The 25,167-nt window shown below is 63.2% G+C and carries 17 protein-coding genes and 1 pseudogene; 8 read left to right on the forward strand and 10 right to left on the reverse strand.

Going from position 1 to position 25,167, the window contains the following annotated elements; translation table 11 throughout:
• Nucleotides 1-6,104 (reverse strand): amino acid adenylation domain-containing protein (locus ACIQUF_RS24655; RefSeq protein WP_403136288.1); only part of this gene is annotated, 6,104 nt, incomplete at its 3' end.
• A gap of 154 nt (nt 6,105-6,258) precedes the next feature.
• On the opposite strand from ACIQUF_RS24655, the gene ACIQUF_RS24660 reads away from it, so the two are divergent.
• Both ACIQUF_RS24660 and ACIQUF_RS24665 read left to right on the forward strand, forming a co-directional pair.
• A complete protein-coding gene (locus ACIQUF_RS24660; protein WP_403136290.1) occupies nt 6,259-7,380 on the forward strand; it encodes a cupin-like domain-containing protein in 1,122 nt (373 codons plus the stop codon).
• Between the two features lie 76 nt (nt 7,381-7,456).
• Nucleotides 7,457-8,416: a siderophore-interacting protein gene (locus ACIQUF_RS24665; RefSeq protein WP_403136291.1), complete on the forward strand. Its 960-nt coding sequence runs from the start codon at nt 7,457-7,459 to the stop codon at nt 8,414-8,416.
• A gap of 42 nt (nt 8,417-8,458) precedes the next feature.
• Here ACIQUF_RS24665 and ACIQUF_RS24670 read toward each other — a convergent pair whose 3' ends face one another.
• The 3 genes from ACIQUF_RS24670 to ACIQUF_RS24680 form a co-directional block, all read right to left on the reverse strand.
• The gene (locus tag ACIQUF_RS24670) at nt 8,459-9,850 is read right to left on the reverse strand and encodes an aspartate aminotransferase family protein (RefSeq protein WP_403136292.1); all 1,392 of its coding nucleotides are present in this window, start codon (nt 9,848-9,850) and stop codon (nt 8,459-8,461) included.
• Between the two features lie 156 nt (nt 9,851-10,006).
• Entirely contained in the window at nt 10,007-11,329 is a 1,323-nt protein-coding gene (locus tag ACIQUF_RS24675; RefSeq protein WP_403136294.1) for an ATP-binding protein, read from the reverse strand.
• Entirely contained in the window at nt 11,326-12,009 is a 684-nt protein-coding gene (locus ACIQUF_RS24680; RefSeq protein WP_400803529.1) for a response regulator, read from the reverse strand. The genes ACIQUF_RS24675 and ACIQUF_RS24680 overlap by 4 nt, the downstream gene beginning before the upstream one ends.
• A gap of 159 nt (nt 12,010-12,168) precedes the next feature.
• Here ACIQUF_RS24680 and ACIQUF_RS24685 point away from each other — a divergent pair, with 159 nt between their 5' ends.
• Nucleotides 12,169-12,639 carry an NUDIX hydrolase gene (locus ACIQUF_RS24685; protein WP_403136295.1) on the forward strand — a complete coding sequence of 157 codons (471 nt, stop codon included), beginning with the start codon at nt 12,169-12,171 and terminating at the stop codon, nt 12,637-12,639.
• A 14-nt stretch (nt 12,640-12,653) separates the two neighbouring features.
• Here the strand turns inward: ACIQUF_RS24685 and ACIQUF_RS24690 are convergent, their stop codons facing one another.
• Genes ACIQUF_RS24690 through ACIQUF_RS24710 form a run of 5 tightly spaced genes read right to left on the reverse strand, consistent with a single transcriptional unit; the run spans nt 12,654 to nt 18,766 of the window.
• Nucleotides 12,654-13,220, reverse strand: a complete 567-nt coding sequence (locus ACIQUF_RS24690; RefSeq protein WP_403136297.1) for a nucleotidyltransferase family protein — start codon at nt 13,218-13,220, stop codon at nt 12,654-12,656.
• Nucleotides 13,217-14,188, reverse strand: a complete 972-nt coding sequence (locus tag ACIQUF_RS24695; protein WP_403136299.1) for an XdhC family protein — start codon at nt 14,186-14,188, stop codon at nt 13,217-13,219. Before ACIQUF_RS24695 ends, ACIQUF_RS24690 begins: the two co-directional genes overlap by 4 nt.
• Nucleotides 14,189-14,191: 3 nt before the next feature.
• The gene (locus tag ACIQUF_RS24700) at nt 14,192-15,403 is read right to left on the reverse strand and encodes a cytochrome c (RefSeq protein WP_403136301.1); all 1,212 of its coding nucleotides are present in this window, start codon (nt 15,401-15,403) and stop codon (nt 14,192-14,194) included.
• 2 nt (nt 15,404-15,405) lie between these two features.
• Nucleotides 15,406-15,942: a (2Fe-2S)-binding protein gene (locus ACIQUF_RS24705; RefSeq protein ID WP_403136303.1), complete on the reverse strand. Its 537-nt coding sequence runs from the start codon at nt 15,940-15,942 to the stop codon at nt 15,406-15,408.
• Complete coding sequence (locus tag ACIQUF_RS24710; RefSeq protein ID WP_403136305.1) at nt 15,935-18,766, reverse strand: xanthine dehydrogenase family protein molybdopterin-binding subunit; 2,832 nt, start codon at nt 18,764-18,766, stop codon at nt 15,935-15,937. The genes ACIQUF_RS24705 and ACIQUF_RS24710 overlap by 8 nt, the downstream gene beginning before the upstream one ends.
• Before the next feature lie 270 nt (nt 18,767-19,036).
• Between ACIQUF_RS24710 and dsbD the strand changes: the two genes are divergently transcribed.
• Genes dsbD through dsbG form a run of 3 tightly spaced genes read left to right on the forward strand, consistent with a single transcriptional unit; the run spans nt 19,037 to nt 22,345 of the window.
• Nucleotides 19,037-20,749: a protein-disulfide reductase DsbD gene (dsbD, locus tag ACIQUF_RS24715; RefSeq protein WP_403136307.1), complete on the forward strand. Its 1,713-nt coding sequence runs from the start codon at nt 19,037-19,039 to the stop codon at nt 20,747-20,749.
• Complete coding sequence (locus ACIQUF_RS24720) at nt 20,749-21,585, forward strand: prolipoprotein diacylglyceryl transferase family protein (RefSeq protein WP_403136309.1); 837 nt, start codon at nt 20,749-20,751, stop codon at nt 21,583-21,585. Before dsbD ends, ACIQUF_RS24720 begins: the two co-directional genes overlap by 1 nt.
• 1 nt (nt 21,586) lies before the next feature.
• On the forward strand, nt 21,587-22,345 hold the full coding sequence (gene dsbG, locus ACIQUF_RS24725) for a thiol:disulfide interchange protein DsbG (RefSeq protein WP_403136310.1): 759 nt from the start codon (nt 21,587-21,589) through the stop codon (nt 22,343-22,345).
• Between the two features lie 310 nt (nt 22,346-22,655).
• Here the strand turns inward: dsbG and ACIQUF_RS24730 are convergent.
• A pseudogene (locus ACIQUF_RS24730) lies at nt 22,656-22,847 on the reverse strand (phosphopantetheine-binding protein); the annotation flags it as partial.
• Nucleotides 22,848-23,505: 658 nt separating this feature from the next.
• Here ACIQUF_RS24730 and ACIQUF_RS24735 point away from each other — a divergent pair.
• Together ACIQUF_RS24735 and ACIQUF_RS24740 are read left to right on the forward strand one after the other, a co-directional pair.
• Nucleotides 23,506-24,372, forward strand: a complete 867-nt coding sequence (locus tag ACIQUF_RS24735) for an McbB family protein (protein WP_403136312.1) — start codon at nt 23,506-23,508, stop codon at nt 24,370-24,372.
• The gene (locus tag ACIQUF_RS24740; RefSeq protein ID WP_403136313.1) at nt 24,369-25,160 is read left to right on the forward strand and encodes a SagB/ThcOx family dehydrogenase; all 792 of its coding nucleotides are present in this window, start codon (nt 24,369-24,371) and stop codon (nt 25,158-25,160) included. Before ACIQUF_RS24735 ends, ACIQUF_RS24740 begins: the two co-directional genes overlap by 4 nt.
• Nucleotides 25,161-25,167 lie beyond the last annotated feature (7 nt).

Here is a 25,167-nt window from a genome sequence, read left to right on the forward strand (position 1 = left end):
ACACAGCTGTCGAGGGGGAATGCAGCGCTGGCCGTGGCGTTCCACTGCTCGACGACCTGATGCTGCTCGGCACTGTCGAGCATCGGCAGTTCGCCAACCGGGCGCAGCGGGTCTTGCGCCAGCGCACCTAGCAACTGGGCCATGTGCGAATTGATGCTGCGGATTCGCTCAAGGCTGAAGTGGGCCTGATCGAAGCTGTAGTGCAGCGCCAGGTTGCCACCCAGGGTCACGCCCAGGGTCAGCGGGTAACTGGTCAGGTCGCTGTGGCGCGCGGGGCCGAAACGCAGGCCTTGTGGCGCCTCACGCTCCAGCACCTGCGAGATCGGGAAGTTCTCGAACACCAGGATATTGTCGAACAGGGCCTCGCCGCTGTGGCCAGCCCAACCCTGAATCTCGAACAGCGCGCTGTGTTCGTGCTCGCGCATGGCCAGGCTCAGGTCCTGCAAGTTTTGCAGCCATTGCGCCACGGTCTGTTGCGGTTGCGGGCTGGCGACCAACGGCAGGGTATTGATGAACAGGCCCAGCTGGCTTTCCACGCCAGGCAGATCGGCCGGACGACCAGCGACGGTGGTGCCGACCGTGACACAGGACTGGCCGGTGTAGCGCTGCAACAGCAGCAGCCAGGCCGCCTGCACCAAGGTATTGAGGGTGACTTTCTGCTGCCGGGCGAAAGCGTTGAGCCGCTCGGTCGCAGCGCTGTCGAAAGCATGGTCCAGGAGGGCATAGCCGCTGCCTGCTGCTACCTGTGGGCCGGTACTGGCCAGCAAGGTCGGTGCCTGCAAATCGGCCAGGCGTGCTTTCCAGAAGTTTTCGCTACTTTCTGCCGTGCGTGCCTGCAACCACTGGATATAGTCGCGGTAACGCCCCACCGGGCGCTGCGGCTGTTCGCCGTGGTAACGCTGCATCACTTCGCCGAGCAACTGCGAACTGCTCCAGCCATCCATCAGGATATGGTGGTTGGTGAACATCAAGTGCTGGCGATGTTCGTCCGTACGGACCAAGGTCAGGCGCAACAGGCCGGGGTGTCGCAAATCGAAACCGCGCGCACGGTCCTGCTCGGCCAGCTCCAGCAAGGCCGTCGCCAGATCATCGCGGCCACGCCAGTCATGGCAGGTGACGTCCAGCTGCACCTGGCGATGGATGATCTGCAGCTGTTCGCCGCCGCCTTCCCAGGCAAACGCGCTGCGCAAGATATCGTGGCTGTCCACGGCCGCTTGCCACGCGTTGCATAAACGTTCGACATCCAGGCCCTCGACATCCACGCACAGTTGGTTGATGTACTCGCCGCTACCTTGCTGCAGCAGGCTGTGGAACAGCATGCCCTGCTGCATCGGCGACAGCGGATAGATGTCTTCGATCTGGTTGGCCGGCACCTGCAACCCATCGAGTTGCGCCTGGTCGATGCGCGCCAATGCAAAGTCGGACGGCGTCACGCCCATCGTCCCGGCCTGGCAGCAATGGTCAATGATTGCACGCAGGTGCTCGCTGAACTGTGCGGCGAGGCGGTCGATGCTGCTGTGCTCGAACTGCTCGCCGCTGTAGGTCCAGCGCATTTCCAGTTCGCCATCGTAGACCTGCCCTTCGATCTCCAGGCTGTTGCCCAGCGGCGCCGCTTCGTCCAGCTCGGCGCCGGCACCCTCGGCAGCTGGCAGCAACAAGGCATCGGCGTCGAAGCTGGCGTCGAACTGGCCCAGGTAGTTGAAGGTGACCTGGGGTTGCGGCAGGGCCGCCAGGGACTCACGGACAGCTGGCAGGCCCAGGTAACGCAGCACGCCAAAGCCCAGCCCCTTGGCCGGCACGGCGCGCAGTTGCTCCTTGACGCCCTTGATACTGGCGGCCAATTCGTCGCGGGCCGTCAGGCGCAAGGGGAACAGGCTGGTGAACCAGCCGACACTGCGGCTCAGGTCAATGTCGGCGAACACATCTTCGCGGCCATGGCCTTCCAGCTGGATGGCGTTGTCGGCTCGGCCGGTCCAGCCGTGAAGGGTACGGGCCAGCGCGGTGAGCAGCAGGTCGTTGACCTGGGTGCGGTAGGCGGCCGGCGCCTGCTGCAGCAACTGACGCGTGGTTTCACGGTCGAGACGGCCGCGCACCACCTGGCGGTGACGGCTCTGCAGGCTGCCTTGCGGGCGGTCACAGGGCAGTTGCACCTGAACACCGTGCAACTGGGCAACCCAATGGTCCATTTCGGCCACCACCGCCGACGATTGCGCATAGGCCTGCAGGCGTTCGCCCCAGGCCTTGACCGAGCTGGTCTTGGCCGGCAGTTGCAGGGGAAGCCCTTGGCACCGCTGGCGATAGGCCTGCTGCAGGTCTTCCAGCAGCACGCGCCAGGACACCCCATCCACCACCAGGTGGTGGATCGCCAGCAGCAGGCGCTGGCTGCCGTCTTCCAAGGTCGCCAGCACGGCTCGCAACAACGGCCCCTGGCCCAGGTTCAGGCTCGCTTGCGCCTGGTCGTTGAGTTCGGCCAGTTGCACCGGCGACAGGCCTTCACGCCGCCATAACAAGTCGGCCGGTTGTGGCGCCAGCGCGGCGATCGAGGCTTGCCAACCTTCAGCCTGCTCGACGAATCGCGAGCGGAGCACGTCATGATGGATGACCAGATGAGCCAATGCCTCGCTCAACGCCTGCGCATCCAGTGGCTGCTGCGCGCGCAGCAGCAAGGCCTGATTCCAATGCTGGCGCTGCGGGATGTCCTGGGCGAAGAAATCGCACTGGATCGGCAGCAGCTGCAACGGCCCGCTGACCGGCCCCTGGTCGATCAGCAAAGGCGCATCACCTTGCCGCGCCACACTCGCCAGGCCTTGCACGGTCTGGTGCTGGAACAGGTCCTTGGGGCTGAACAGCAGCCCGGCCTGACGCGCACGGCTGACCACCTGGATCGACATGATCGAGTCGCCGCCCAACTCGAAGAAGTTGTCGGTCACGCCGATCTCTTCGCACTTGAGCACGTCCTGCCAGATGGCGACGATACGCGCTTCCAGCGCATTGCGCGGGGCCACGTGGTCATGCCGCAGCTGATTGAGGTCAGGTTTTGGCAATGCCTTGCGGTCGAGCTTGCCATTGGGGCTGAGGGGGAAAGCCTCAAGCAACAGCAGGTGCGTCGGCACCATGTAGTCGGGCAGGCAGTCCTGCAACCCGCTGCGGATCGCTTCACGCAGTGCGGCCTGTGCGGCCGGCTCGGCATCGACCAACGCGCGGGTGGCCGGCACTACATAGCCGACCAATTGCAGGCCATTGGCGCCAGGCACGGCCAGCACCAGGGCGTCTGCTACCTCATCGCGTTCCAGCAGGCGAGCTTCGATCTCGCCCAACTCGATGCGGAAGCCGCGAATCTTCACTTGATGGTCAATACGGCCGACGTATTCGATCACGCCTTCGGCATTGAAGCGTGCCAGGTCACCGGTGCGGTACAGACGCGCCCCGACACCATTGTAGGGGTCGGGCAGGAAGCGCTCGGCACTCAGCCCGGGGCGCTGGAAGTAACCGCGGGCCAGCAGCTCACCGCCGATCACCAGCTCACCCACCACCCCCACCGGAGCCGGCAGGCCATTGTCATCCAGCACCAGGATGTTGCGCCCCGGCAGCACCTGGCCGATCGGCAACGTCAGCGGAATGGGCCGGCGCCCCTGCACATAGTCGTCGCAATCGAGGGTGGTGGCCGTCACGGTCGCCTCGGTCGGGCCATAGGTGTTGAGCAGGCGCACATGCCCCAGCCCTGCCTGACGCCAGGCCAGCAGGCCTTCGGGTGGCATCGCTTCGCCGCCGCCGTGCACCTGGCGCAGCACGCCATAGTCGCGCGGCCCGACCACCGCAAACTCCTTGGCCAGCATGTGCCAGTAGGCAGTGGTCAGGTCCATCACGCTAATGCGCTGCTCGATCACGTGCCGGTAGAGCGTTTCGCTGTCCCAGATCTCGTTGCCGCGGATGACCACCGAGGCACCGCAGATCAGGGCCGGGTAAAGCTGCTCGACGAAGCCGTCGAAGTTGAAGGTGGCAAACTGCAACACGCGGTCGGCCGCGCCCAGGCCGAAGAAATCCAGCGAAACGTGGGCGTGCCGGGCCAGGGCGCGGTGGCTGATACCCACGCCTTTGGGCCGGCCGGTGGAGCCGGAGGTGAACATCACATAGGCCAGGTTGTCGGCCAGCGAGCAGTTGGGCAGGTCGCTGGCATCGTCAATGCTCCAGGCTTCGTCGTGGTCAAGGCACAGGGGTTGCACATCCACGGGCAACGGCAGGCGCTGCAACAGGCTGGCCTGGGTCAACACCAGGCGGCTGCCACTGTCCTCGATCATGCATTGCAGGCGGTCGGCAGGATACTGCGGGTCCAGCGGCACATAACCGCCACCGGCCTTGAGCACTGCCAGCAGGCCCACCACCATGTCCAGGCCTCGCTCAAGGGCGATGCCCACCAGCACCTCGCGGCCGACGCCGCGCTCGATCAGAACGCGCGCCAGGCGGTTGGCCCTGGCATTGAGCTGGCCGTAGGTCAGCTGCTGGCCTTCGAAGATCAGCGCCACCGCCTGCGGCGCCCGAGCCGCCTGGGCTTGGAACAGTTCATGGACGCACAGTTCGTTGGGGTAGCTGGCCGTGTTGCACCCCCATTCGTGGACCATTTGCTGGTAGTCATCGGCATCCAGCAGCGAGATCTCGCCGATGCGCTGCCCAGGGTCGGCCACCATCGCCTGCAGCACCCGCAGCCAGTGCCGTGCCAGGCGCTCGATGGTGGCCGCCTCGAACAGATCGCAGGCATAGGTGAATGCCGCATTCAGGCGCCCACCCTGCTCGTAGGTATCCAGGCTCAAGTCGAACTGGGTGGTGCGGCTCTCCCATTCGATAACGCCCAGCTCAAGGCCGCTGCCGACTTTCAGGCGGGTGACATCGGCCACTTCCGGCTGGTGGTTGTACATCACTTGGAACAGCGGGTTGTAACTCAGGCTGCGTTCAAGCTTGAGGGCGTCGACCAGGCACTCGAAGGGCAGGTCCTGATGGTCCTGGGCAGCGGCGGACACTTTCTTGATGTCCGCCAGCAGCGCGCTGACAGGGGTCATGCCATCCAGGCAGGTGCGCAGCACCTGGGTGTTGATGAAGCAACCGATCAGGCCCTCGGTCTCGCTACGGTTACGGTTGGCAATTGGCACACCGATGCGCAGGTCGCCCTGGCCGCTGTGGCGGTGCAGCACGATGTTGAATGCGGCCAGCAGCAGCATGAACACCGTCACCCCTTGCTGCCGGGCCAGGCCACGCACCTGCTCGGCCAGTGGCGCGTCCAGGCTGAACGCGTGGCGGCGGCCCTGGTAGCTCGGCTGCACCGGCCGTGGTCGGTCGGCGGGCAGTTCCAGCACCGGGTGCTGGTCGCCCAGTTGCGCCAGCCAATAGTCCAGCTGGCGCTGCTGTTCGCCCGCCTCCAGCCAGCGACGCTGCCACAAGGCGTAGTCGGTGTACTGCACCGGCAACGCGCCGAGCTGCGGCTCGACACCCTGCTCGTGGGCATCGTAGAAACGGCAGAACTCGTCGATCAGCACGCTCATCGACCAGCCATCGGAAACAATATGGTGCAGGGTCAGCAGCAACACATGCTCCCGCGCGTCCAGGCGCAGCAAGCGCACACGCAGCAGCGGCCCCGTGGCCAGGTCGAAGGGTTGCTGGGCCTGGGTTTCGGCTTCGTTCACCACTTCGGCTTCGCGCTGCTCGGCCGAGAATGCGCCAAGGTCGCGGAATTCGATCAACAACGGCTGCTCGCACGGAACCTGGCGCAAGCTGTCGTCGGGCAACTGGCGGAATACCGTACGCAGGGTCTCGTGGCGGGCCACCAGGCTGTCGAAGGCTTGCTCCAGCGCCTGGCGGTCCAATGCACCGCTCAGCCGCACCGCAGCCGGCAGATTGTAGGCAGCACCCTGCGGGTCCAGGTGCCAGAGAAACCACATCCGCTGCTGGGCATAGGACAGGGCATCGCGGTCGTGCGCCGCGACCCCTGCGGCGATCGGAAACTGGGAGAAGTCGATGCGTTCGGCGCGCAAACCCTCCAGGAACAGGCGGCGCTTTTCCACTGGCAATCCAATGAAGCTGCGGGCAAGCTTGAGGGACCTCTCGGCATTCATTTGCGATCTTCCATACGGTTGGGTATCGAGCATCTGCTCGGCTATCCCTACGGGACGTAAGAGCGCGCGGGAAAATTAGCCACACCACTGCGGGCTAAATTGCGCGAGGCATGACTCGTTGATCTTGCACAATGCAGACCAACAGAGGCCTACCGTGGACCTTCAGAGCATCCTCAACAAACTGTTCGCCAATGCCCACGCCGTGGGTATCGAAGGTGTCTTCCAGTTCGTCTTCGGCCAGGGCAGTGCCTTCTGGTCCGAGGTCGGCCAAAGCAGCCGTGTGGGGGCTGGCACGCACGCCAGCCCTGATGTAACCATCGAGGTGGCCGAGCGCGACTTCCTTGGCATCATGGCTGGCACAGCCAATGTCGAAGAACTGTTCGCCAGCGCGCGGTTGAAGATCAGCGGCAACATGGGCTTGGCCACGCTGCTTCCACAGATCATCGACAGTGCCCGACAGGGCGTCGCTGCGAACAAGGTGGCGATGAACCAGCGCTACCCGACACCGGCACGCTTCAGCGAGCGCATTTCCGCCGCCCAGCCGGTGCAGCACGAAGTCCCTCGCGTGCGCCGCGCAGAAATGTCAGTGGAGCGCTTTCGTCGCGACTACCTGCCCCAGGGCCTGCCATTGGTGATCAGCGACGCGCTGCAGGACTGGCCACTGTTCACCATGGGCCGCATGGCATCGCTCGAGCACTTCGCCGAACTGCAAGGCATCACCCGCCATGGCGACTACGTGAAGAAGACGTTCTCCACCGACCGCGACTTCCGCTCCACGTCCATGGCCGAGTTCATCGCCTCGCTGGAACGGCCGCTCAAGCCCGGCGAAACACCCCCGTACATGGGCAACAACATCGTGCCGGAGAAACTCCTCGCCTTGATCCGTTTCCCGGACTACTTCGAGCGATCGCGCTTCATCGCACCGCGCATCTGGATCGGCCCCAAGGGCACGCTGACCCCGCTGCACCGCGACGACACCGACAACCTGTTTGCCCAGGTGTGGGGCGAAAAATCCTTCATTCTAGCCGCCCCCCACCATCGCCCCGCCCTGGGTACCTGGTCGACCAGCCCCGAAGGTGGCCTGGATGGCTGCGACTTCAACCCCAATGCCCCGGACTACCAGCAATTCCCGGCAGCACGCGAGGTGCCATTGCTGCGGGTAGTGCTGCAGGCCGGCGATCTGTTGTTCCTACCCGAGGGCTGGTTCCATCAGGTCGAATCGCTGTCCACGTCACTGTCGGTGAATTTCTGGGTCAATTCCGCCCGCGGCTGGTAAGCGGGCGCGACAACGGGGCTAATTTGCAGCGACCGGGGCTCGTTCACCGAGAAACTCGCTTGCAAGAGGCTCCCGTATGTCCAGCCTGACCCAAACGCTGCACAAAGGCCTGCGCCACCTGGTCGGCAGCCGCCCGGCAGCAGTGCCTGGCTATCGCCTGTTCGACCTTGAACTGCGCCAACGAATTGCCCTGAGCCCCTCGCTGACGCGCTTGGTATTCAGTGGCACCGACCTTGGCCAAATGAACACCCTCGCGCCCGATCAGCGCGTCAAGCTGTTCTTCCCCGCCCCTGATGGCTCGCTGCCCAGCTTGCCCAATGACCAGCACTGGAAGGCGACACTCAACGCCCTACCGCCACCCCAACGCCCAGCGATGCGCACCTATACGATACGCGCCCTGCGCCGCGAATCCCTTGAGGTCGATGTGGACTTTGTCCTGCATGGCGTCAATGGCCCGGCCTCGGCCTGGGCGACGCATGCAAAGATCGGAGATCGGCTGCAGATGCTCGCACCCAACCTGGACTGCGGCGACGACCCCGGCGGCTACGAATGGAAACCGCCGCAAGGATTGTGCAACGTACTGCTGGTAGGCGACGAAACAGCGCTGCCGGCGATTGCCGGCATGCTTGAGCAATTGGCCGACGAACAGCCATCGCTTGCTGTGGAGGCCTTCATCGAGGTGCCGTACGAAGCCGACTGCCTCCCGCTGCGCCACAGCGCCGCCACGCGCTTGCACTGGCTGCCACGCGAAATGCTGCAATGCCAACACGGCGAGGCAATGCTGCATGCGGTACGCGAGCTGGCGAACCTGCCGCAAGCGCAGCCGGCACCTGCGGCACGCCTGGAAGAGGTGAATCTCGACAAGCGCATGCTCTGGGATCGCTCCAGTACCCACCACAGTGCGTTCTACGCCTGGGTGGCCGGCGAGTCGACGGCGGTGATGGATATTCGTCGCTACATGATCAAGGAGCGCGGGCTGCCGCGTGACTGCCTGACGTTGATGGGCTACTGGCGAGCCGGGCGGACGTCCGACTGATCGAAGACAAGCGTGGGGCCGCATGGCGGCCCCAGGCTCATATCAGACTGCCGCCGCCAGCGCGTCGGCAAAGCGCTGCGCGACTTCGTCGATCTGCTGGCCACTGATGATCAACGGCGGCAGGAAGCGCACCACCGCACCATGACGCCCGCCCAGCTCCAGGATCAGCCCGCGCTTGAGGCATTCACGCTGCACCTTGGGCGCCAGTTCACGGTTGGCCGGTGGGTGGCCAAGCGCATCGCGCGCGCCTTGCGGGTCCACCAGCTCGACGCCGAGCATCAGGCCACGGCCACGCACATCACCCAGTTGCGGATAGTCCTTCTGCAGCACCTGCAGGTGCCCACGCAGGCGCTGCCCCATGGCTTCGGCATGCTCGGCCAGGCGGTGCTCGACCAAGTAGTTGATCACCGCAGAGCCTGCGGCCATGGCCATCTGATTGCCGCGGAAGGTACCGGCATGGGCGCCCGGCTTCCAGGTGTCGAGCCAGTCGCGGTAAACCACCACCGCCAACGGCAGGCTGCCGCCGATGGCCTTGGACAGGGTCACCACATCCGGCACGATACCGGCGTGCTCGAAGGCGAACATCCGCCCCGTGCGGGCGAAACCGCTCTGGATTTCATCGACGATCAGCGCCACGCCGGCCTGCTCGGTGATGCGCCGCACCCCTTTGAGCCATTCGATATCGGCAGGCACTACCCCGCCCTCGCCCTGCACCACTTCAAGGATCACTGCAGCGGGCAACGGCACGCCGCTTTCCGGGTCGAGCAGCAGGTTTTCCAGGTAATGCAGGTTGGCCTTGACCCCGGCCTCGCCACCCAGGCCAAACGGGCAACGGTAGTCGTATGGGTATGGCATGAACTGCACGCCATTGCTGAGCAACGCCCCCAGCGGCTGCTTGGGCCCATGGCTGCCCATCAGGCTCAACGCACCCTGGCTCATGCCATGGTAGGCGCCCTGGAAGGCCAGCACCGTGCTACGGCCGGTGGCGCTGCGCACAAGCTTGAGCGCGGCCTCCACGGCGTCGGTACCGGTCGGCCCGCAGAACTGCACCTTGGCCTCGCGGCGCAGTGCTTCGGGCAGGATGCCGAACAGGTCCTGGACGAAGCGGTCCTTGACCGGCGTGGTCAGGTCGAGGGTATGCAGCGGTATTTCATCGGCCAGCACACGCTGGATCGCCTCGATCACCACCGGGTGGTTGTGGCCCAGGGCCAAGGTGCCGGCGCCGGCCAGGCAGTCGATGAACTGACGGCCTTCGACATCCTCGACATGAATGCCACGGGCGCGCTTGAGCGCCAGCGGGATGCGTCGCGGGTAACTGCGGGCGTTGGATTCCTGTTGCTGCTGGCGTTGCAGCAGCGGTGAGTCGGTGAACTCGTACAGCGGCTGTGGCGCGCTGGCCGGCGGAACCTGGGCAAGGCTGGAAGCGGTGGACATGGGTAAATCCTCGCAAGCAAGCGAATGTGCGGGTAGTTGTCGCTTGGAAAACGCTTGGCTGCGGGGCGGATTTAGCCGTTTTTGTGGGATTTTTCTGTCTTCCGATTCGGCCTTTTCGCTAATTTCCCGTGAAAAGACCGAATCAGATCGATAAGGTCAAACGCCTGAACGGGCTGGCACTTGCAACAGCACCCGCAAGCCATCGCTCTGGCTGTCGAAGCGCAGGCTGCCGGCGCACCGTTGCACGATCGCCTGGACGATCGCCAGGCCCAGCCCGCAGCCGCCGCTCTGGCCATGCCGCCAGAAGCGTTCGGTCAGGTGCTGCAGATCATCGGCGGCAATCCCCGGCCCATGGTCGCGCACCATGAAGCCCACTTGCCCATCGGCCATCTGCACCTCCAGCTCCACCTCGGTATCACCGCCATGGCGCAGGGCGTTGTCCAGCAAGTTGCGCAAGGCCGCCACGGCTAGAGGTGCGGGCATGCCCAGGTAGATGCGCGTGGCCTCCTCCGGGAGGCGCAGGACGATACGCCGGTTATCACCCCCACCGGCATCCTGCACCGCTTGGCGGGCAACCTGCTCGGCGCTGCACTGCACACCATCTTCGAACGACAGGCTGCCCTCCACCCGCGCCAGCAACAGCAGTTGCTCCAGGGTGCGGTGCATGCGGTCGGTGCCCTGCTCGGCGTGCTCCAGCGCCTGCTCGCGCACCGCGCCGTCAGTCATGCGGGCGACCTGTAGATGGGTCTTGATCGCGGTCAGCGGGCTGCGCAGTTCGTGGGCGGCGTCGTCGGTCAGGCGACGCTCGCGCTCGATAGTCTGAGCGATGCGCAGGAACAGCTGGTTCTGGGTATCGAGCAACGGTTGCAGCTCGCTGGGCAAGCCTGCCACCTGCAGCGGCTCGACGCTGTCGGCTCGCCGCCGGCGCAGGGCATCGCGCATGCGGTTGAGCGGCTCCAGGCCCTTGCCCAGGCCGATCCACACCAGCCCCAGGCTGCCGAGCAAGGCCATCAGTACCGGTGCCGAGGCGGCCAGCAGGATCGACTGGTTCAGCGCCTCCCGCTCCATGTGGCGGTCGGCGGTGGTGATACGCACATCGCCGTGGTTGTAGGTAAAGGTGCGCCAGGAGGCGCCATCGATGGTCTGGTCACGGAAGCCGCTGCGCTCGTCGTCCATGGCGCCGTCGTGCTTGTGGTTGCTGGCGAGGATTTCGCCACGCAGCGAACTCACCTGGCAGGCCATGCCGTCGGGCACGCTGAACTGGTCGGCGGAAAAGTGCGCATCCTCGCCTTTGGCAGCCAGCGGCTGCGGCAGCTGATCGATCAACCCGGCGACCATGCGCGCCGAGGCCACCAGGCGCTGGTCGAGGGAAAACATCATCTGCTGGCGCAGGTCGCGCAGCATCCAGGCAGCGGCCAACACCCAGATGATGATGAAGGCACTGCCGAGGATCAGGCTCAGGCGAACCCGCAGGCTCATGATGCCGCCTCCTCGGGCGCCTGCGCCGGGCCAAGGCGATAACCCAGGCCGCGCACGGTCTCGACTATGCTGTTGCCGAGCTTGCGGCGCAGGTGGTGGATATGCACGTTGAGGGCATTGCTTTCGACTTCGTCGCTGAAGCCATACACGCAGTCCTTGAGCTGTTCGCTGGAGAGCACCCGGCCGGGGTTCTGCAGCAGCGCCTGGAGCAGTGCCTGTTCGCGCCGCGACAAGTCAACGTGCACGCCAGCCAAGGTCGCATCGCAGCTGCTCGGGTCGTAGCGCAGCGGGCCATGCTCGATCACGTTCACCGCCCGCCCCGCCACTCGGCGCAGCAGGGTGTGTAGGCGCGCCGCCAGTTCGCGCAGGTCGAAGGGTTTGAGCAGGTAGTCGTCGGCGCCGGCCTGCAGGCCATCCACCCGGTCGGTGACCGCATCGCGGGCGGTCAGTACCAGCACGGGCAGATCGACGCCTTGCTGGCGCAAGCGGCGCAGCAGCTTGAGGCCATCTTCGTCGGGCAGGCCGAGGTCGAGGATCATTACGTCGAACTGCGCAGCCTGGAGCATGGCCCGGGCACTTGCGGCGTTGGCCACGCGATCGACGGTCAGGCCCTGGGCGGTGAGGCCGGCGCAGATGCCGCTGGCGATCAGGTCGTCGTCCTCGCAGAGCAGAACGTGCATGGTGGGGGCTCCCGGAGTGGTGTGGCTGGGATTGCACTATGAAGGGATTAAGGGGGGATTATGGGCTCTTTTTCGCTGTGGTGGGCTAACATCGCCAGCGCTTGATCGCCAGTAGCCATCGCGCTGGACGAGAAGACCCGGATTAATTGGAGGCATTGTATGACCCCGTCAAATCGACCCGATGTGACGTTCCATGTGGACGAGTATCGTTTTTCGGTCAGATGCTCGGTCTTTCTCAGGGACGCACAGGGTGAAGTGCTGGTGCAGAAAAAGAAAACAGACAGCGAAAGCAGTTGGGCACTGCCCGGTGGCCGCCTGAAGGTGGGTGAATCCGTGGTTGACGGCGTCATCCGAGAAATCGCCGAAGAGTTCGGTGTGACACTACTAGAGCAACGCTTCCTGGGCGTCATCGAGCAAAATATAGTGATCGGCGAGCAGAGCATGCATGAGCTCAATTTTCTCTACACAGCCGACTACCGCGGTGCCATCACGCTCTGCGATGACACGCTCGATTGGAAATGGATGCCCTTCGATCACTTGCACACGATCAAACCCGCAGGTTGTGAAAGGCTACTCGACCGTGCCTCATCACTGCTCTCAAATGGTTTCAGCCCTGAGGCGGCTCATTGAGGAGGGTGTACCCGCTACCCCAATACATCCTGCGGGGTATCGATATCCCGTAGCACGCCTGCATCATTCAGCTCCAGCACCACACAGCGATCCCGATGAGCCTTTACCACCGACCTCGCCCCTTCATCACCGCTCAACTGGGTCAACTCCGACCAGAAGTCACAGCCGAAAATCACCGGATGCCCCTGTTGGCCGCTTTGCCGTGGCAACACGATGGTCGATGCCGAGGCTACCTCAGCCAGGCGACGTAGCGTCGCCGGTTCGATCCAGGGCATGTCGCCAAGCAGAATGGCCACAGCCTGCGCCTCGCTGTCAGCCAGCGACGCCGCACCGGCTGCCAGGCTGTGGCCCATGCCCAAGGCAGCCTCCGGGCTGGTGATAATCCGGCAGTCAGCAGGCAACCCCAGATCCTCGTCCCGCTCGCCCGCACGCACTACCACGCGCACGTCACTGAACACCGCGCAAGCCCGCTCGACGCTATGCACCAGCAGGCTGCGACCGTCGGCAAGCGTTGCACGGCGCTTGTCGCCACCGAAGCGCACGCTGCTACCCGCCGCCAATACAAGCGCAACGACGTTCACAACGCTGCCCGTTCGATGCCGTTGCGCATCCGCAGGATATCGGCCAGCACCGCCAGGGCGATCTCTGCCGGCGTCTTGCTGCCCAGGTTCAGACCAATTGGCGCGTGGATGCGTGCCAACTCGTCGCTGTTCAAGCCACCGATCCGCTGCAAGCGTTCGCGACGCTTGTCGGAAGTGGCCTTGGAGCCCATCACACCCATGTAGAACGCTTCGGTACGCACCGCTTCAAGCATGGCCAGGTCATCAATTTTCGGGTCGTGGGTCAATGCAACCACTGCCGTGTCGGCATGGCAACCCCCGTTGGCGATGAACTCCGACGGCAGCTCGCGGCGCACCTCGACACCCTCCAGCACCACGCCTTCGAGCACCTCGTCACGCGGATCGCAGAGGATGACTTCAAAGCCCATCCCCTTGCCAAACTCGGCGCAGAAATGCGCAACGCTGGAGTAACCCGCCAACAGCAGGCGCTGGGCGGCGCCGACCCGCAGGCGCACGCGGCTGCTTTCACGCTCCACGCGCGGGCCTTGGGCGGTATCGTTGCTGAGCTGGCGAACCCCTTGCGGCAGGCTCACTTCGCGCAACAGGCGACGCTGCCCCTGCAGGGCGCTTTGCAGTGCCCGCAGGTGCCCCTGCACCTCGCAATCGGCCGGCAGGTTTTCCACCAACACGTCGAGTACACCGCCACAGGGCAGGCGAATGCTCGAGCGCCGGTCGCTGCCATCGCCATAACGCACAATCGCTACCGGCTCGGGAAACTCGCCAAGGGCTACGCGTTCGAGAAAGTCGTCCTCGACGCAGCCGCCCGACAACGACCCCACCCATTGCCCGCCGTCATTGACCGCCAGCAACGAACCCGGCGCGCGAGGCGCCGAGCCGTAGGTGGCGAGCACCGTGCACAACCACACTCGCTGGCCGTTGCACGACCACTGCAACGCCTGGCGCACGACCTGCAGATCAAGATGTTGCACGCATCACTCTGCCTTCAGCTCAGCGAGCTGCTGCACGCTCAGGTCACCGGGCAATCCACCCCAGGCCTGGCGCAGATAGTTGACCATGTCCGTCACCTGGTCGTCCGTGAGCTTGTCGGCGAAGCCCGGCATTGGCTGCATGCGTTCGAAGCCGGTGAACTGCTGCTCACGGATACCGTCGACGATGGCCTTGACCAGGTTGCGCGAGTCTTCCTGGCGCAGCACCGTATTGCCCTGCATGGCCACGGCGATATGCGGCTTGCCCTCGCCGTCGACGCCGTGACAGCCGGCGCAGACGTTGAGGTACTGCTGGCGGCCGCGCTTGGCGCTGTCGGTGAGCTGGTCCAGCGGCACCGCCTTGATGACCTTGGCCGCTGGTGGCTGGTCGCCCAGCAGGTAGGTGGCCATCGCCGACAGGTCGGCGTCTTCCAGGTGCTGGGTGCTGTGGTGCACCACCGGGAACATCTCGTTGAACATGCTGCCCTGGGCACTGATACCGTGCTTGAGGAAGGTGGTCAGGTCGGGCTGGGTCCAGCCGCGCTCGGCCAGATCCTGGGCCAACAGGCTCGGCGCCAGGTAGCCGTTGAGCAGGCCGCCGGTCAGGCGCTGGTCCTGCTGCAACGCGCCGATCGGGTTACGTGGGGTGTGGCATTCGCCGCAGTGGCCCATGACCTCGACCATGTACTGGCCGCGCTGCCACGCCGGGCTCTTGCCCTCGGTGGGCTGCAGCTGCACGCTCTTGCCGTACAGCATGTTCCAGCCGGTCAGGCCCAGGCGCACGTTGAACGGGAAGCTCAGCTTGGTTTCCGGTGCCGGGCGGTTGATCGGCGGCACGGTCATCAGGTAGGCCAGGATCGCGTCCGAATCTTCCCGGCTGATCAGGTGGTACGAGGTGTAGGGCATGGCCGGGTAGAGGTTGGCGCCATCCTTGCGCTTGCCTTCGGTGACAGCAGCGAAGAACTCGTCGGCCGTATAGTTGCCGATGCCGTACTGCTTGTCCGGGGTGATGTTGCTGCCATAAATGGTGCCGAACGGCGAATGGATCGGCAGGCCGCCGGCATACGGTGCGCCACCTTCAGCGGTGTGGCAGGCCATGCAGTCGGCGGCACGGGCGAGGTACTCGCCGCGCTTGATTTGCGCCGGATCATCCGCCTGGGCAGCCATCGAAACCGCAAGGCCCAGCGCCAGCGCCAGGCCGGTACGTACGAACGCCATGCTCAACCCTCCTTGACCAGGCCGAGGTCGTTGAGGACCGTGCGGGTGGCGTCGTAGTAACGCACATAGCCGGTGCAGCGGCAGATGTGGTGCCCCAGGCTCGCTTCGATACGGTCTTCCAGTTCGCTTTTCTTCACCGGCTGACGCTGGGCGTTTTCCACCAGCACGGTCGCCGCGTTGACGAAGCCCGGTGCGCAGTAGCTGCACTGGAAGGCGAACAGGTCGACGAACTTCTGCTGGATCGGGTTCAGCGTGACGTTGCCGGCCTCGTCCTGCTTGGCATGGCTTTCGACGGTGCGAACCTGCTTGCCTTCGAAGTAATGGGCGCCGGTGATGCAGGTGCGCACTTCCTCGCAGGTGCCGTCCGGGTTGTCGACGATCACCACGCAGGCGTGGCAGATGCCCTGGCCGCAGCCCAGGCGCGAGCCTGTGAGGTTCTGGTGTTCGTGCAGGTAGTCGATCATCGCCAGGTCATCGGGGACCTCGACCGGACCGACAGGTTGACCATTGAGGGTCAGTTGAAGCGGACGGTTAGCCATTGAGGGCCTCCTTGATGCGGGCTGGAGTAATCGGAAGGTCACGCACACGCTTGCCGATGGCATGGGCCACGGCGTTGCCGATGGCACCGACCACCGGGATCATCACCACCTCGGCGATGCCCTTGGACGGGTCGGTCGGCGACAGCGGCGGGAGGATCTCGGAAGTCTGCTTCCACACCGCCACGTCCTTGGCGTACGGCAGGCGATAGCGGTTGAAATTCCAGTCGCCCTCCCCCGGGCCGCCTTCGTGCAGTGGCATCTCTTCGGTCAGCGCATGGCCGATGCCCATGGCGATCCCGCCTTCGAGCTGGCCCTTGACCAGTTCCGGAACCAGCACGCGGCCGCATTCCACCCAACTGTGGTGGTTGAGAACCTGCACTTCGCGGGTGCCCTTGTTGACCTTCACTTCGACGATGGTCGCCACCGGGCTGTAGTAGGTGACCATTGCGTTGTTCAGCTGGGTGGCCGGATAGGCCGCGTTCTGCCGGTCGAGCAGGTGGAAGCCGTTGCTGGTCATCTGCGCTTTCTTGGCGTTTGGCGCACCGTCGCCGTATTTCACGGCCACAGCATCGAGCGGGAAGCGCTCGCGCACGCCATCGATGACGAAATCGGCCTCGGCCCAGCTCCAGCGGTTGAAACCGTGCACGCTGACGCCGGTGACCAGGCCCATTTCATGGGCTTTTTTCGCAAGCTCGGCGAACGGGATCGGCGCCAGGCCGTTGCCGGTCAGCTCACCGTTGACCCACACCGCGTTCTCGCGGCGCACCACCAGCGGGTTGGCCTGGCCGCCGAACGGACCTTGGCGCCACAGCGACAGGGCGGCGGGCCACAAGCCGTGGTTGAACAGCACGCGCGCCGCTTCGCGGGTGGCATGGCTGAAATAGAAGGCCGAGTTGGTCGCCGACGATGGCGACGCCAGCTTGCCGACCCAGCGTGGGTCGCGCAATGCGGCGTCCTGCTCGGCCTGGCTGATCAGGTAGGGGTTGCCGCTGGTGGTCAGTTGCAGCTCCGGCCATTCGGTGGCGGCAGTCTTCACCTCATCGGCCGAGCGGCCGAGGAAGTCGCTGACCACCAGGGCCTGGGAGGTGGACATGCCGGTGCCCAGCTCGGTGCCGATATGGCGCAAGCTGATACGGCCATCGGCGGTGAACTCGATGCTGGCCATCGGCGCTTCGGAACCGGTGCCGAAGTCCTTCTGGCAGATGGCGAAACCGACGCCGTACCAGTGGTCCTTGTCCTTGGCGTCCATCTCGCGCTTGCGTGCGTCACGGTTGCGCCACCAGTCGTGGGCGGCGGCCTTGTCGAGGATCTCGTGCAAACGCAGGGCACCGGCCGGGACCGCGCCCTGGGTGTTCTTCATGCCCGATTTGAGCGCGTTGGCACGGCGCAGGTCGATGGCATCGACGCCCAGTCGCCCGGCCACTTCGTCGACCATCATTTCGGTGGCGGCCATGGTCTGCAGGGTGCCGTAGCCACGCATGGAGCCCGCCTCGACGCCACGCGAGTGGTAGGCAGTAACGGACAGGTCGTTCTGTGGCATGTAGTAGATCGACTGCGCTGCCGTGGCGCCAACCGCAGCCACGGAGGGGCTGTAGTTGATCCGGCCACCGCCGTCGCAGCTCATGTCGGCGCGGAAGATCTTGAAGCTGTTGTCCTTCTTGTCCACGGCCAGTTGGTAGCGGATGTCAAAGGCATGGCGCTTGATGCCGCTCTGGAACTGCTCGTAGCGGTCGTTGGCCAGGCGGATCGGCACACCGGCGCCATACAACGCAGCGACCGCAGCGTAGAAGACGAAGATGTTGTTGTCCTTGGAACCATAGCCCACGGTGTAGCCCGGGTGCATGTTGAGGTTCTTCAGGGCGAAGCGCGACGGCTTGATCATGTGCACGCATTCCTGCGCCACTTCGAACGGGCACTGGGTGGCCACGACGAAATGCAGCGTGCCGGTGGCGGCGTCGTACCAGCCGTTGCCGTTGTCCGGCTCCAGCGCGGCCGGCTCGATGGACGGGGTTTTGTAGCGTTCGTCGAACACCAGCCAGTCTTCGGGCGGGTTGTCCAGTTGCTCGCCAATGCGCTTGGCGTAGAACAGGCCCTGCTCGGTCAGGTCGCCGTGCTGGTTCGGCTGCTTGGACCACACCGGTTTGCGGTTGAGGATGGTCGGGAACAGCATGGTGTTCTTCAGGCTGGAGAACTCATCCTCGTCGAACGGCGTGGCACCGCCCACGCGCACGAAACGGAAGCTGCCGTACGGGTCGCGCTGATACAGCGGAGCCTGGGCGCCGTAGCGGATCGCCTTGTCGTTGAACTGCAGCTTGCGCTTGGCCTGGCGGAAACGCTCGAAATCGTTCCAGATCAGGATCGCCACCGGGTGGCCGATGAACATCGGCACCTTGCCAGGGGGCAGCAGCGGGTCTGGCGAATGGGCCTCGGGCCAGGCGATGCCGTCCTTTTCCAGGTCGGCGGCGGTGACGATGCGGTCCGGCTGCAGCTCGGCGCCGAGCAAGCCGAGGTCGAAGCCCGCATAGATGCGGTCGGCCTTGGTGGTCTTGAGCAGCATGGCGTGGCCTTGCTGGGTGGGCCAGCCGGGCATGTCTTTGGCGCGGATGTCGCGGGCGAAGACTTTGTTGCCGCACACCTTGGACAGCGCATCGTTACGGAAACGCGCCTTGCCGTCGTGGTTCATCCACTTCTGCGGCGAGGCGGTGACGCGGTCCTCCATCAGCGCGGCGAACGCCTGGCTGCCGAGCGGCGCCATCGTCACGCCGACACCGGCGATCAGGCCACCTTGCAGGAAGGAGCGCCGGGAAATATCACGGTTGGACATGCTTGATCCTCTGGGCAGAGCGGTGTCTGCCCATCTTTTGATTCTTGTGTCGGAGTACTCGGAAGGGGCCAGCCCGCGGGGAACAGCATGAAGCTGACCATAAAGTCAGTTTTATACAGGAAAATTTACCTGTCCGCAAAGTCAAGCTGACAGTATGTCGCGGTGTTTCATCCCCTGCCCCAGGCAAACGCTTGCAACGATCCGGGTTAACCTTGGGTTAATCGTTAAAGGCCAGCATGGCCCCACTTCTCGTACTGCCAAGGCGAAGACATGCGCGTTTTCCTGCTCTTCCTGACATTCCTGCTGGCCGGCCCCTTGCAAGCCAACCCGTTCGAAGCCAAGCCCGATTTCCTGCCGGTGAACCAGGCGTTCATCCTGACCCACGACCGCCAGGCAGATGGGCAGATGCGCCTGTTCTTCCAGATCAAGCAGGGCTACTACCTGTATCAAAAGCGCCTTAAGTTCGACGGCCTGCCCGCCGAGCAGCACCCGCAACTGCCCCCTGCCCTGAACCACCACGACGAGTTCTTCGGCGACAGTGCGGTGTATCGCGACCAGCTTGAACTGCTGCTGCCGGCCAACGCCCAAGGTCAGTTGCGCCTGGGCTGGCAGGGCTGCGCCGATGCCGGTCTGTGCTACCCGCCGCAAACCACCGTGATCGACCTGGGCGGCAGCGCCGCACCGGTTGCCGACCAGGCCAGCGATCAGGCCCTGGCCAGTGGCCTGCAAAGCGCCAGCCTGGGTTGGAGCCTGCTGGCGTTCTTCGGCCTTGGCTTGCTGCTGGCCTTCACCCCCTGCTCGCTGCCGATGCTGCCGATCCTTGCCGGACTGGTGCTTGGCAATGGCGCCAGTGCGCGACGTGGCTGGCTATTGGCCGGGGTCTACGTGCTGAGCATGGCGCTGGTGTACGCCGCGCTGGGTGTGGTTGCCGCGCTGCTCGGCGCCAGCCTGCAGGCCTGGCTGCAACAACCCTGGTTGCTGGGTAGCTTGGCGGCGCTGTTCGTGCTGCTGGCGTTGCCCATGTTCGGTGCCTTCGAACTGCAACTGCCGGCAGCCCTGCGTGATCGCCTGGACCGCGCCGGGCAAGGCACTCGCGGCGGCAATCTCTATGGGGCGGCTTTGCTGGGCGCACTGTCCGGCCTTCTGCTTGGCCCGTGCATGACCGCGCCGCTGGCCGGCGCCTTGCTGTTCATCGCGCAGAGCGGCGATGTGCTGCAAGGGGCACTGGTGCTGTTCAGTCTGGGCCTGGGTATGGGTGTACCACTGCTGTTGCTGGTGACATTGGGCAACCGTTACCTGCCACGCCCCGGCGCCTGGATGAATCGGGTCAAAGGCGTGTTCGGCTTCGTATTCCTGGCCATGGCCCTGTACACCGTGCGCAGCCTGCTGCCCGCACCATTGCTGCTGGCCTTGAGCGGCGCCTGGCTGGTTGCCCTGGGCTGGGCCATGTGGCCGGCCCTGCAGCGTTTGCCGGCATTGCGCGCCGTGCCGCTGCTCGGTGCGCTGTGGGGTGGCCTGCTGCTGGTCGGTGCTGCTGCCGGGGGCGATGACCTGTGGCAACCGCTGCGACCGTTCGCCGGCGGCAACGCACCGGCAGCCACGCAGCACGCAGAAGATGCCTTCGTAACCGTCAGCAACCAGCAGGACCTGCAACGTGAACTGGATGCCGCCAAGGCGCGCGGGCAGTGGGTGATGGTCGACTACTACGCGGACTGGTGCGTGTCGTGCAAAGTCATGGAAAAGCAGGTCTTCGCCCGCCCTGACGTGCAAGCCAGCCTGGCCGGCGTGCACCTGTTGCGCCTGGACGTGACCGCCGATACACCGGCCAGCCACGCCCTGTTGCAGCGCTATCAAGTCCCCGGCCCGCCGAGCATCCTCTGGCTCGGCCCGGAAGGCGAGGAACGCCGCGCGCGGCGCATCACCGGCGAGGTGGATGCGGCCGCATTCCTGCAACACTGGACGCAGACCAGGAGCCAAGGTTGATGCTGACGGTAACCCTGGGGCCGCTGACCATGGCCCTCAACCATTTGCTGATGCTGGCTGCCCTGGGCATCGCCACGCTGGTCGGCTGGTGGGTCGCCAGGCGTGGCGGCGAGAGCCCGGAATCGGCGCTGTTCAACCTGTTCCTGATCGGCCTGCTCTGTGCCCGCGTGGGTTTCGTGCTGGTCTATTGGCCGATGTATCGCGACGACCTGCTGCAGGTCATCGACATCCGCGATGGCGGCTTCCTGCTCTGGTCGGGGCTGATCGGCATCGTCCTTGCCACCCTCTGGCAGGGCTGGCGCCACCCCGGGCTGCGCCGCCCATTGGGCTGGGCCTTGTTCAGCGGCGCGCTGTTCTGGAGCTTGGCTAGCCTGGGTAGCCACCTGTACAGCAAAGGCACCGAGTTGCCCGAACTGAGCCTGCGCAATGCCGGCGGGCAATCGATCCCGCTGCACAGTTATCGTGGCAAGCCGCTGGTGATCAACATCTGGGCCACCTGGTGCCCGCCGTGCCGACGGGAAATGCCAGTGCTGCAACAGGCCCAGGGCGAATACCCCCACGTGACCTTCCTGTTCGTCAATCAGGGCGAGACCCCGGAAAATGTCAGCACCTTCCTCGCCACCACCGGCCTGAGCCTGACCCACGTGCTGTTCGACGGCACGGGCCTGCTGGCCCAGCGGGTCGGCTCGATGGCCCTGCCCACCACCCTGTTCTACGACGCCAGCGGGCGACTGGTTGGCAGCCACCTGGGCGAGCTGTCCCGGGCCAGCCTGCGCCACGCCCTGGAACCTTTCGACCGGGCCACCGCGCCCGCCCCTGCCGCACAAGGAAACTGACATGCGACTGACTGCCCTGCTCCCCCTGTCCCTGGCCCTGCTGGCCGCCCCACTGGTGCAGGCCGAAGAACTGCCCAAGGCGATCCAGCAACTGCAAGCCAAGGGCGCCGTGATCAAGGGCAGTTTCGATGCGCCCAACGGCCTGCGCGGCTATGCCGCCGAGTACCAGAACAACGGCATCGCCTTTTACCTCACGCCCGACGGCAAGCACGTGCTGGTCGGCAGCCTGTTCGATGAGCAAGGCAAGGACCTGAGCGCCGAGCCACTGGAAAAGCTGGTGTACGGCCCGATGTCCAAGGCCATCTGGGCCAAGCTGGAAAAGACCAGCTGGATCGCCGACGGCAAGGCCGATGCCCCGCGCAAGGTCTACCTGTTCAGCGACCCGAATTGCCCGTACTGCAACATGTTCTGGCAACAGGCGAGGCCTTGGGTGGAGTCGGGCAAGGTGCAGTTGCGGCATATCATGGTCGGCATCATCCGCGAGGACAGCCCGGGTAAGTCGGCAGCGCTGCTGGCGGCCAAGGATCCTGCCAAGGCGCTGGAGCAGCATGAGAAGGCCGGCAAGGCGAGCAGCTTGAAGGCGTTGGACAAGGTGCCCGAGGCGGTGCAGCAGAAGCTGGACGAGAACCTGGCGTTGATGGAAGAAATGGGGTTACAGGCTACCCCGGCGATTTTCTATCAGGATGAGCAGGGGAATCTGCAGAGCCAGCAAGGGGCTCCGCGGCCGGAGATGCTGGGGAAGATTCTCGGTAAGCGTTAAGGTGCATGCCTTGGTTTCTTTAGCGCCTGTGAGATCGAGCGCCGCCCGCGCGGCGCATCGCGGATGAATCCGCTCCTACATTTGTTTCGGGCCAGTTATGCCTGTGACCGGGGCGCGCGACCGCTCTGGTGCATGGCACGATATTGAGCCGAGCAAACAAGGTAGTCGCGCGCCTGCCACTGACGTTACTGGCCGGAAACAAATGTAGGAGCGGATTCATCCGCGATGCGCCGCGCGGGCGGCGCTCGATCTCACAGGCTCTGCAACAACATCGACATGCGAAAAGGGGCGCAAAGCGCCCCCATCCGCATTAAAGCCCCTCCAACTCCGCCATCAGATCACTCAACCGATCCACCTTGCCCTCATCCAGCGCACTGTCCTGCAACCCGCGCACATACTCAGCCAACTCCTCGACCGTACTGCACTCGAACATCGCCCGCAGCGGCACGTTGAGCTGCAACTGCCTCTGCACCCTCGAGGCAACCTGCGTGGCCTGCAACGTAGCGCATCTGCTCCTGCCAAATTCAATCCGGTAAAAGTTACGAATCGACATTCAAGCGCAGTCGAACGCGCGAGCATAACTGCGCGACACAATTAGCAACACTTGACCCAGGCCAAACATCAACTGCAGAAAAATAACTTATCGCACGCGCCACTCAGAATCCCCCTACAACAACTCAAGAAACAAAAAAGCAAAGAGCGAAAAAATCAGTCCCATGTAGGAAAAAAACTTAAGAGCATTCTCACATTTACCCCTCATTACAAACAATCCAAAGCACAGCAATCACTTGCTCAACACATCGAATCATTGACATAAGTCCTCCGCACTTCTACACCTCTACATGCCCGCACCCCTTCGGGCAAAAACAAAAATAAGGAGACATTATGGAAACGCAATTTGGCACCAACCTTATGAAACTAACATCCGACCACAATTGCGAAATGGAGGCTGAGTTCTTTGGAGGCTCCGGTGGCGCAGGTGGCTGTGGCGGGAGTGGCGGTTGTGGAGGCGGCGGTGGCTGTAGTGGCGGCAGCGGTGGCTCTGGCGGAAGCGGTGGAAATGCTATCGACACTCACGACAAAAAAATCCTCTAACTAGAACGCGCGGGCGCGGCAGGCGATCTTATCGTTCGCGCCCGCAGCTTTGTGGCGGGTGCACTATGAAAACACTGAGAATCTACAACTACGAAATACTAAATTTTGAAGATGAGCCCATAATATTTTCAGCAAGTGGTTTTACAAAAATTACCGAACCCAAACTAACCAGGGCCCTTAAGCGTATTGAGAAAACGCGCTCGAAGTATATTACCCATGATGCATTGGACACCATCTTGACTGAAGAAAACCTTCAACCAGAACGTTCTATCGAATTTCTACAAGCCCTATCAATAATCGGAGAAGAAGCAGCACCACCCTATCTTGAACATACGATCATTTACCATGACTTTGACATCTCCAAAGAGCTAGAAAAATATATTAATGCAAAAACCAATGGAAGTATAGAGCTCCAAAAAATTACAGCGTACGTAGCACAGCAAGCCATCACTCCAACCCTGTTCATACTGGCCTTCACCAAACTTCGCCCAGCAGCGCTCAGATCGATGTATTTCGACTTGGCAAACGTTAACCCCGAAGGCGCGATTAGCATTGGACACGTCAGCAATAATTATTTTCACTTGACGGAAGCTTACTTACCATCGATTGGAAATCCATGCGCTTTCTGCACACTTGATCGCATAGCACACTACGAAACCTTGAGGACCAGCCAGCATCACTGGAGTAAAATTTGGACCTTTTGCCGCAAAAACCATTTGGATCTCCCCTGCGCACAAATCGATGAACTGCAAAAAAGCCTAATACTCGGCCTAATCATATCATTCTCAAAAAAACTTACCCAAGCACCGACCCGCAAACTCACACAAGACCAGGTATTGCTATCAAAAACAATAAACCTCGACACAGGATATATTTCTGAAGACATCAGCGTCCACTGGCCCCTTTGCCAATGCCGAGGACCCAAGCCATGATTACAAGTCACGACCAGTATTTAAAATTCAGCGCTACCGACGTCATCGATGAAACCTTGGCATTTCATGCCAAGGGCAACTACATCATCCACAAAGCTACGCAGCACGTGAGCGCTTTGCACCAAATACCATCGAATGAACTCAACGCACTGGCCGGAAAAGAACTTCAACTCAACACGCTTCTCAACAAAAATTGTCACTCACTACTCAAACTCGCCCCCCTTGCGCCAGACCACTTCCTGAACAGAAATAATTCTTGCGAGCGGTTTACCGAGCGCCCTTTGCATTTCAATACTGTTCAGTCGCTTCTCGCTCCGCTACTGGTCAAAACAGGATCGACGTATAAGCGAGGCTATCCGAGCGGCGGCGCACTCTATCCGATTGAAGTCTTCTGTATAAACCTGAGCAATAAAATTGAAGGATGGCCAACCAATAGCAACGTTTTACATTTACTGGCATCGTCCAAAACCTTCGAATGTCACAGCCCTGACATCAACCATCAACTTCTATCTCAAACCATCACCCCGCTAAACGATTGTATTGGCTCACCCTCCCTAGCATTAATTTTCTGCATCTATCTACCCAAGGCACTTTTTAAGTACCGACACAGAGGTTACCGACTCAGCTTAATGGAGGCAGGCTCAATGTACATGCTTATAGACCTTCGATGCAAAGAGCTTAACCTTGATAGTAGACCCTGGTCTGGATTCACCGACCACCAGATAACCAAACACCTCAATCTCAATCCAACACTTTTCCTTCCCGCGTGCATTCAATTGATCGGGTAGAACAATG

Source organism: Pseudomonas sp. NPDC090233, assembly GCF_044772285.1.
In the GTDB taxonomy this organism is placed as follows: Bacteria; Pseudomonadota; Gammaproteobacteria; order Pseudomonadales; family Pseudomonadaceae; genus Aquipseudomonas.